The following is an 8478-nucleotide window of genomic DNA, read 5'->3' on the forward strand; positions in this document are numbered from 1 at the left end:
AAAAACATTTACACCTTAATACCCACCCTCATTTTAGCACTTCTCGCTCTAGAGTTAGCCTCAATTTCTTCTTCCGTAGGAACAAATGCTTTAGATTGTAGCAACTCAAACGCTTTGGTATAGTTACCATAAATATCTCTTTCAGGCTCACCATCAAACATTCCATTCTTCAAGAAACGCTTTACCAACCTGTCTTCCAAAGAATGATAAGATATCACCACCAATCTTCCTCCTGGTTTTAGAATTCTATAAGCCTGTTCCAACATTTCCTTTAAAGCCTCTAATTCTTGATTAACCTCAATTCTTATCGCTTGAAATAACTGTGCAAAAAATTTATTCTGCTTATGTGGAGGAATATATTTAAAAACACTTTTTAAATCTTCCGTTGTCTTAATCGGTTTTGATTTTCTGTAATGAACTAACTCTCTCGCCAATCTTCTCGCTTCCCTTAACTCTCCATAATGATAAAATATATCAGCTAAATGCTCTTCCTCGTACTCATTAACCACCTTTTGAGCGTTTAAACCTTGCATTACATTCATTCTCATATCTAGCGGAGCATCACTCCTTGTAGAGAACCCTCTTTCCGCTGCATCAAACTGATGAGAAGACACTCCCAAATCAGCCAATATCCCATCTACTTGAGTAACCCCATAAAGCATGAGAGAGTTTTCTAAAAATCTAAAATTCTGATTGATAAGTGTAAAACGCTCATCGTCTAATTTATTTTCTAAAGCATCTAAGTCTTGGTCAAAACCAAAATGCCTCCCAGCAGGAGACAACCTAGAAATAATTTCCCTAGAGTGCCCACCACCTCCAAAAGTACAATCTACATAAACCCCATCTGCATTTTGCACAAGAGCATCTACACTTTCCTTTAATAAAACCGACTGATGATACATCTTTTTAATTTACTATAATTTACAAACCTTCCCAATCACTCCCCATTACTTCCTCTACCAAATTAGCAAAGTCCTCTTCTTTCATTGCTATATTCTCTTCGTAGGATTTTTTATCCCATATTTCAAAAAAATCTCCCACACCAGAAATCACTATCTCTTTTTCCATACCAGCAAAGTCTTTTAAATCTTTAGGTATCTGTATCCTATCCGATTTATCTACCTCCATCGCCTTTACTCCCGCAGTGAAAACTCGTATAAAGTCTACATTTTTCTTCACAAACCTGTTCAGTTTATTTAGTCGTCCCATTAGAGACTCCCAAGTACTCACAGGATAAACCTCTAAACATTTCTGAAACACCGCTCTCTTTATCACAAAATCCTTCCCATGAGCCTCAGACAAAAGCTTAGCTAACGCCGAAGGCAGCTTTATTCTACCCTTATCGTCTATCTTACACTCATATGTTTCAAAGAAATAATTCATCGGATACAAAAATAGATAATATTTTCTAAAAAATTCCACTTTTTACCACTTTTTAACTCATTGTGGATAAGTTTTATTTAATCCAACAAATCCACATAACCATCTGATTATCTAAACATAACAAAATATTTCACACATCTCTAATAAAATCTCAATTACACAGATTTCCCTAAGTATAAAAAAGTAAAACATTATGATTTTTATATCGTTTGTTTAATCTTTAATTTGTATTTTTGCAAGGCTTAGTAGTGTTTTTATGATTTTTAAAACTAAAAAAGAAAAGAAGTTCAATTTTATTGAAGAGGGAGAGGGACACCCTTTGGTACTCCTGCATGGGCTTATGGGAGGGCTGAGCAATTTTGATGATATGGTAAAATTCTTTTCTGAAAAAGGGTATAAAGTCTATGTCCCAGAACTACCTATATATGACCTTCCTGTTCTAAACACGAATTTAACTGCTATTTCAAAATTCGTTGCAAAGTTTATAAAAGAGGAAGTTAAAGAGCCTGTTACTATTGTAGGCAACTCTATGGGAGGGCATATAGGTCTTATTCTTACACTATCAAAACCTGAACTTGTTAAAAACTTAGTTCTTACGGGAAGTTCAGGATTATACGAAAAATCTTTTGGAGATAGTTTCCCTAGAAAAGGAGATAAAGAGTACATTAGAAAGAAAACACAAGAAGTTTTCTATGACCCTGCCGTAGCTACAGACCAGTTAGTAGATGAGGTATTTTCTGTGGTTAATGATAGAATAAAAGGCATTAAAACCGTAATGCTAGCCAGAAGTGCTATAAAGCACAATATGATAAAAGATTTACCTAAGATTACTTGTCCTACCTGCATTATTTGGGGCAAACAAGACAATGTAACGCCACCAGAGGTAGCGGTTGATATGCACAAATATATCCCTAATTCAGATTTGTACTGGATAGATAAATGCGGACACGCAGCTATGATGGAAAAACCACAAGAGTTCAACGAAATTCTCCTCTCTTGGCTCAAGAAGGTTAATAAATAAGAACTAAAAAAATAGAGGAAGCCTAAATGCTTCCTTTTTTATTATTTAAAATTTAATACTAATAAAAATGATTTCTATAAAAAGTGCCGAATTTGTTAAAAGTAGCCAAAAGTGGCAAGAATGCCCCGAAGCTAATCTTCCAGAATATGCATTTATAGGGCGTTCTAATGTGGGCAAATCCTCGCTAATCAATGCTATTACAGGAAATAAAAATTTAGCTAAAACCTCCCAAACTCCTGGAAAAACTCAACTCATCAATCATTTCATTATCAACGAAGAGTGGTATTTAACCGACCTCCCTGGTTATGGCTACGCCAAAGTTTCTAAAACACAAAGAAAAGATTTTGAAAAACTAATTACCAATTATATTCTCAATCGAAAAAATTTGGTAAATCTTTTCATCCTTGTAGATATAAGACATACACCTCAAAAAATAGATTTGGAATTTATTGAATGGTGTGGAGAAAGTGGCATTCCGTTTTCTATTGTTTTCACGAAAGAAGACAAACTAAAACCTAATGCCGCTAAAAGAAATGTAGAAGACTACACCAAAAAACTACTAGAAAATTGGGAAGAAGCTCCACAAATGTATATTACTTCCGCCGAAAAGAAAACAGGCACAGAAGCTATTCTAGAATACATTGAACAAACTAACCTATTTTTACAACAGAATAAAGTTAACTTTAATGGATAATATCAATACTACAGATTTGACTTGGTATATTAAAGCCTTTGATGAGCTTTCTGCTTTGGAACTTTATAAAATCATGGTTGCTAGACAAGAGGTGTTTATTATAGAGCAAGATGTAAAATATCAAGACGCTGATAACACAGACCAAAAAGCCTTTCATATATGGGCAGAGAATAGTGAAGGGCAACTATTAGCTTATTGCAGAATTTTCCCTGAAGGTGTAAAATACAACGAAACCTCAATAGGAAGAGTACTCACCACCTCTCTTGGAAGAGGTAAAGGCATAGGAAGACAACTCGTATCTTACGCCATAGAAGCCATAGAGAATATATATAAAACTTCCCGAATCAGAATATCTGCCCAAGACTATCTTTTGAAATTCTATTCAGAATACGGTTTTTCTGATACTGGCAAAAAGTATTTAGAAGATAATTTACCACACACAGAAATGGTTAGATAGTAATTTTAATATTACTTTAACCAACCTAAAGCTCCAAAATGAGCTTTAAATTTAGTTACTTTTGGTCCCACAACAGCACTACAATAAGGCTGAGTGGGATTCTCTTTATAATACCCTTGATGGTAACTCTCCGCCTTCCAAAACTTTTCAAAAGGAGCAAGCTCTGTAACATAAGTACCACTCCATTTTCCTGTTGCTTCAGATGTTTTTATAGCCTGTTCCGCTTTTTGTTTTTCCTCTTCTGAACGATAAAAAATCACCGAACGATATTGCGTTCCAATATCCTCCCCTTGTCGGTTAAGTTGAGTTGGGTCGTGTAGAAAAAAGAACACCTCCATCAGTTGTTCAAAAGAGATTTCATTAGGTCTATAAGCTATCTGTACCACTTCCGCATGACCTGTTTCTCCCGTACACACTTCTTCGTAAGTTGGATTTTCTTTATGACCTCCTGAGTAGCCAGACTCTACCGTTTCTACTCCTTTTAGCATATTGAAACAACTTTCCACACACCAAAAACAACCACCTCCTATGGTTAAGTACTCTATATTTTCCATATTCTCATTTTTATTTAAAGAAACTTGGTTATTTTTACAATTAACCAAACTTATAAAACTTACCAAAAGTATTAAAAAATTCTTCATCAAAACAAGTTTTCATTTTGTTAATAGCCAATTTCTATCTTAAAACCTACACCCAAAATTGGCATAGGAATTGGGACTATAAAGCACTGCTTTAATTCTACTTATTTAAAAGCAAATTAAAGACAAAAGTAACGATTATAAAAACAAAAAAGCGACACTTTGTCACTTTTAACATTTATTGAAGCCATAAAGATATGATTGATATTGAAGAACTTTCTCTAGACGGACTTTTAAATGAAAATTTCAGTTTTGTAACTGAAGAAATTCAAGAAAAGGCAGAAAATACAGAACAAAACTTATTTCCTATTCTTCCTGTAAGAGATATGGTGATGTTTCCTAAAATTATTATGCCTATTACTGCTGGGAGAGAGAAATCTATAAAATTACTACAAGATGCACAGCTTAATAACGAAGTTATAGGCATCATTTCTCAAAAAAACGCTAAAGAGCAAAACCCTACCGAGAAAGACCTATATAAAGTAGGTACTACTGCCAAAATACTTAAAATCATTAAACTTCCTGATGGTAATATCACCGCAATTATGCGAGGTGTCGGAAGGTTTAAACTAAATAAACTTGTAGAAAAAGAGCCTTTCTTAAAAGCCGAAATAGAAAAGCTAAACGAAACTTCTACCAAAAGCAAAGAAGAGTATGACGCTCTTATAGAAAACATTAAAGAGTTAGCTCTTAAAATTATAGAGCTAGACCCACAAATTCCTAACTCGGCAAGGTTTGCAATTACAAATATTGAATCTCAAGAGGAACTCCTCAATTACATTTGTGCTAATGCAAAATTTACCGCCGAGGAAAAACAAAAGTTATTAGAAACCAAGAGCTTTTTAGTTCGTGCAAAAAAATGTTACGAACTAATGCACGATGAGTTTAATAAATTAGAACTCCGCAGCATTATCCATCAAAAAACTACAAGGGAGATGGATAAAAACCAGAGAGAGTATTTTCTGAATCAACAAATAAAAGCCATACAAGAAGAGCTTGGTGGAGGTCCAGAAAACGATGCTGCAGAACTTCAAGAGAAAGCAAAAAAGATAAAGTGGAGTGAGGAAATAGAACAACATTTCCAAAAAGAAATACACCGTCTTAACAGACAAAATCCTCATTCTCCAGACTACAATGTACAAAGGAACTATCTTGATTTTTTCACAGATTTACCTTGGGAACACTACTCCAAAGATATATTTGATTTGAGTAGAGCCGAAAATGTACTCAATTCCGAACATTTCGGTATGGAAGATGTTAAAAAAAGGATTTTAGAATACATCGCTGTTCTCAAATTAAAAAATAATATGAAATCGCCTATCCTTTGCCTTGTAGGACCTCCAGGCGTAGGGAAAACCTCATTAGGGAAATCCGTAGCAGATGCTTTAGGAAGAAAATACATCAGAATTTCTTTAGGAGGGCTACACGACGAAAGCGAAATTAGAGGGCACCGAAAAACCTACATCGGTGCTATGGCAGGACGAATACTCCAATCCATCAAAAAGGCAGGCACATCTAACCCAGTTATCGTATTAGACGAAATAGACAAAATAGGTCAAGGCATACACGGAGACCCTTCCTCTGCCCTACTAGAAGTCCTAGACCCAGAACAAAACAAAACTTTCTATGATAACTTTCTAGAAATAGGGTACGATTTGTCTAAAGTAATGTTTATAGCAACCGCCAATAGCCTAAATACCATTCAAAGACCACTATTGGATAGAATGGAAGTCATTCAGCTTTCAGGCTATACCGTAGAAGAAAAAGTACAAATTGCAAAAAAACACTTAATAAAAAAGCAAATTGCAGAGAACGGATTAAAAAACACCCAACTAAAACTAGGGATTAAAGAAATCACTCATATCATAGAGTCTCACACAAGAGAAAGCGGTGTGAGAAATCTAGAGAAAAAAATAGCCAAAATAGCTCGATGGGTTGCCCTGCAAATTACAATGGAAAAAGCGTATAATCCTAAAATCAACATTGCTACCATTGACGAAATATTAGGCGTTCCTATCAAAAAAAATCTATCTGAAATGCTAGATGTTCCTGGTGTAGTTACAGGGCTAGCGTGGACGAGCGTAGGAGGCGATATTCTTTTTATCGAAAGTATTTTATCCGAAGGAAAAGGAAATCTCACGATGACGGGTAATCTAGGAAATGTAATGAAAGAATCTGCCACCATTGCACTAGAATACATCAAATCAAAGCACCAAAGCCTAGGAATAGAACAAGAAACTCTATCCAAAAACAACATACACCTGCACATTCCCGAAGGAGCCACACCAAAAGACGGTCCTTCAGCAGGTATAGCTATGCTAACCTCGATGGTTTCTAGCTTTAGAAATAAAAAAGTACGACCTCATATCGCTATGACAGGCGAAATTACTCTAAGAGGTAAAGTACTCCCAGTAGGAGGCATCAAAGAAAAGCTATTAGCCGCATCTAGGTCAGGCATCAAAGAAATTATCTTATGTGAAGACAATAAGAAAGACTACGAAGAGATAAAAGACAAGTCTTTAAATAGCCTAAAAATCCATTATGTAAACACAATGGAAGAAGTCATCAATCTTGCCTTAGAAAGTTGAAAATTTAAAACAATAAGGCTTATCAAATCAAAAATCTCCACTGTAGTATAATTCAGTGGAGATTTTTTTGATGCAATAACATACCTCTTTTCAAGCAAAACATCATTTAGTTGCTGGATAAGGAATAGCTTTATCCAATTCTATAGGAAGATAATGCTTTATAATCGACTCTTGCATCATTTTTCTTTTTTGGTCTAATTGAGATACTGAACTAATGTCCTCCCCATTGATATTCACAGAACCTCCACCTTTTAAAATTCTAGTCAAATACGCCACTGGATCTCTATAATCATCTAACATCAACTTCACCAATTGCTCATGATCTATTTTCAGCGGATTTTTTCCATAATAAGTTTCTAAAAAGTTTCTTGTATCATATACTTCAGGCAAAACTTTATTCTTTATCAAAACATAGTGAAACTTTCTCTCTGTATCATATATTTCGTAAATCAACCCAGGCAGACTATTAAATTTATAAGGTCCTTCCATCACTGGAATTTCTTTCGCAAACCAAGCTTCCCAATCTCTACCCCCAAAATGCGTCCGAGCCTTTTGCAATATAAAATTCTCAGGGCTTTTTTTAGTTATTGGCGTCACTTCCCAATGAATAGCATCTGAAGAAGGAATCACAAAATAATCGCCGTCATTATTAGTGAAAAAATTAAGATGTGTTTTTTTATTCCTCTCTCTCTTCAGTACTTGTTTCGTAGACGAAACGGTTCTGAAAACGTGCCCCGGCGTTTTTTTTGACAATGAATCGCTTTCCAAAAATTTAAAATCATAAAACTTAACCTCTGTTGGATTTACATCTAATACCATTAAATCCTTCTGTGGCACCTCACCCACCTGTCTGGTAAGTTGATAGATAAATCTATTAGTCTGTGCAGATATGGTATAAGTATGAACTAACAAAGCAAAAAAAATAATTCTGGTCATAATAACAATATTCCTAACTTTTAATTACAAAAGATAAACAATGGCTAACCGAGAAAACGATTAGCCACTGTTTAAATTCTAATTTTGACAAGTCGTAGTTGTGGTAGTTACACATCCTCCTCCGTCAGTAATAGCTAAACTACTTGTTTGTGATGCATTCACAAATCCCGCCACTCCTAAAGCGGCTACTAATATAATTTTTTTCATAATTAAACACCCAAGAAGCTTTGGTTTTCATATCTTGGTATCGCCAAGCTAGAAATAAAATCTGATTTATCCAAATTTTTCATGATAAAAATCATGTTTTAGTATAAGTTTAATACTAGAAATCATATATCTAAATTATTCTAGTATATAACTCTATGTAACAAAAAAGACTACAATATGCAAATTTCAGTCGCTACCCCTCCAATGAGTTACAACTTCAGGTAAGCCTTTTAAACTTTCAGAAAACACTGCGAGAAGTTATCCTATCTCTCGCACCGTTTTAATCAAAACGGTGCAAGGAGTTTTATAATCCTACGCCGATGTGGCGTCTGATAAGACAACACACCTCCTTCCTGAACACTCCAAACAAAAAAGCCTCTAGCAGTATTGCTAGAGGCTTTTCAAAAATAAAAACTGGCGGCGACCTACTCTCCCACTTTCGTAGTACCATCGGCGCTGGTGGGCTTAACTTCTGTGTTCGGAATGGGAACAGGTGAGCCCCACCGCTAAAACCACCCTAAAGGTCTTTATAAAGAGATTAGATGTCCGATATT

The 8478-nt window shown here is 35.0% G+C and carries 9 protein-coding genes and 1 rRNA gene; 4 read left to right on the forward strand and 6 right to left on the reverse strand.

From position 1 onward, the window contains the following. Positions 1 to 8: 8 nt before the first annotated feature. Together rsmH and mraZ are read right to left on the reverse strand one after the other, a co-directional pair. Positions 9 to 902 carry a 16S rRNA (cytosine(1402)-N(4))-methyltransferase RsmH gene (gene rsmH / locus GXW81_RS02900; protein WP_161531118.1) on the reverse strand — a complete coding sequence of 298 codons (894 nt, stop codon included), beginning with the start codon at positions 900 to 902 and terminating at the stop codon, positions 9 to 11. 19 nt (positions 903 to 921) lie between these two features. Further along, the gene (mraZ, locus tag GXW81_RS02905; RefSeq protein ID WP_260393530.1) at positions 922 to 1383 is read right to left on the reverse strand and encodes a division/cell wall cluster transcriptional repressor MraZ; all 462 of its coding nucleotides are present in this window, start codon (positions 1381 to 1383) and stop codon (positions 922 to 924) included. Between the two features lie 256 nt (positions 1384 to 1639). Between mraZ and GXW81_RS02910 the strand changes: the two genes are divergently transcribed. The 3 genes from GXW81_RS02910 to GXW81_RS02920 all read left to right on the forward strand — a co-directional run bounded on the left by GXW81_RS02910 (position 1640) and on the right by GXW81_RS02920 (position 3555). After that, positions 1640 to 2404 carry an alpha/beta fold hydrolase gene (locus GXW81_RS02910; protein WP_161531120.1) on the forward strand — a complete coding sequence of 255 codons (765 nt, stop codon included), beginning with the start codon at positions 1640 to 1642 and terminating at the stop codon, positions 2402 to 2404. A 67-nt stretch (positions 2405 to 2471) separates the two neighbouring features. Further along, positions 2472 to 3098: a ribosome biogenesis GTP-binding protein YihA/YsxC gene (gene yihA, locus GXW81_RS02915; protein ID WP_161531121.1), complete on the forward strand. Its 627-nt coding sequence runs from the start codon at positions 2472 to 2474 to the stop codon at positions 3096 to 3098. Next, the gene (locus tag GXW81_RS02920; protein WP_161531122.1) at positions 3091 to 3555 is read left to right on the forward strand and encodes a GNAT family N-acetyltransferase; all 465 of its coding nucleotides are present in this window, start codon (positions 3091 to 3093) and stop codon (positions 3553 to 3555) included. The genes yihA and GXW81_RS02920 overlap by 8 nt, the downstream gene beginning before the upstream one ends. Before the next feature lie 11 nt (positions 3556 to 3566). Here the strand turns inward: GXW81_RS02920 and msrA are convergent, their stop codons facing one another. After that, entirely contained in the window at positions 3567 to 4196 is a 630-nt protein-coding gene (gene msrA, locus GXW81_RS02925; protein ID WP_161531123.1) for a peptide-methionine (S)-S-oxide reductase MsrA, read from the reverse strand. A 194-nt stretch (positions 4197 to 4390) separates the two neighbouring features. Between msrA and lon the strand changes: the two genes are divergently transcribed. Next, complete coding sequence (gene lon, locus GXW81_RS02930) at positions 4391 to 6781, forward strand: endopeptidase La (RefSeq protein ID WP_161531124.1); 2391 nt, start codon at positions 4391 to 4393, stop codon at positions 6779 to 6781. 102 nt (positions 6782 to 6883) lie between these two features. Here lon and GXW81_RS02935 read toward each other — a convergent pair whose 3' ends face one another. The 3 genes from GXW81_RS02935 to rrf form a co-directional block, all read right to left on the reverse strand. Next, positions 6884 to 7717 (reverse strand): GLPGLI family protein, encoded by an 834-nt coding sequence (locus tag GXW81_RS02935; RefSeq protein WP_161531125.1) that lies wholly within the window; start codon positions 7715 to 7717, stop codon positions 6884 to 6886. 78 nt (positions 7718 to 7795) lie between these two features. Further along, positions 7796 to 7924, reverse strand: a complete 129-nt coding sequence (locus GXW81_RS10470) for a hypothetical protein (protein ID WP_260393531.1) — start codon at positions 7922 to 7924, stop codon at positions 7796 to 7798. Between the two features lie 412 nt (positions 7925 to 8336). After that, positions 8337 to 8444, reverse strand: a 5S ribosomal RNA gene (gene rrf / locus GXW81_RS02940). Positions 8445 to 8478 lie beyond the last annotated feature (34 nt).

Source organism: Riemerella anatipestifer (assembly GCF_009932355.1).
Taxonomy (GTDB): domain Bacteria; phylum Bacteroidota; class Bacteroidia; order Flavobacteriales; family Weeksellaceae; genus Riemerella; species Riemerella anatipestifer_E.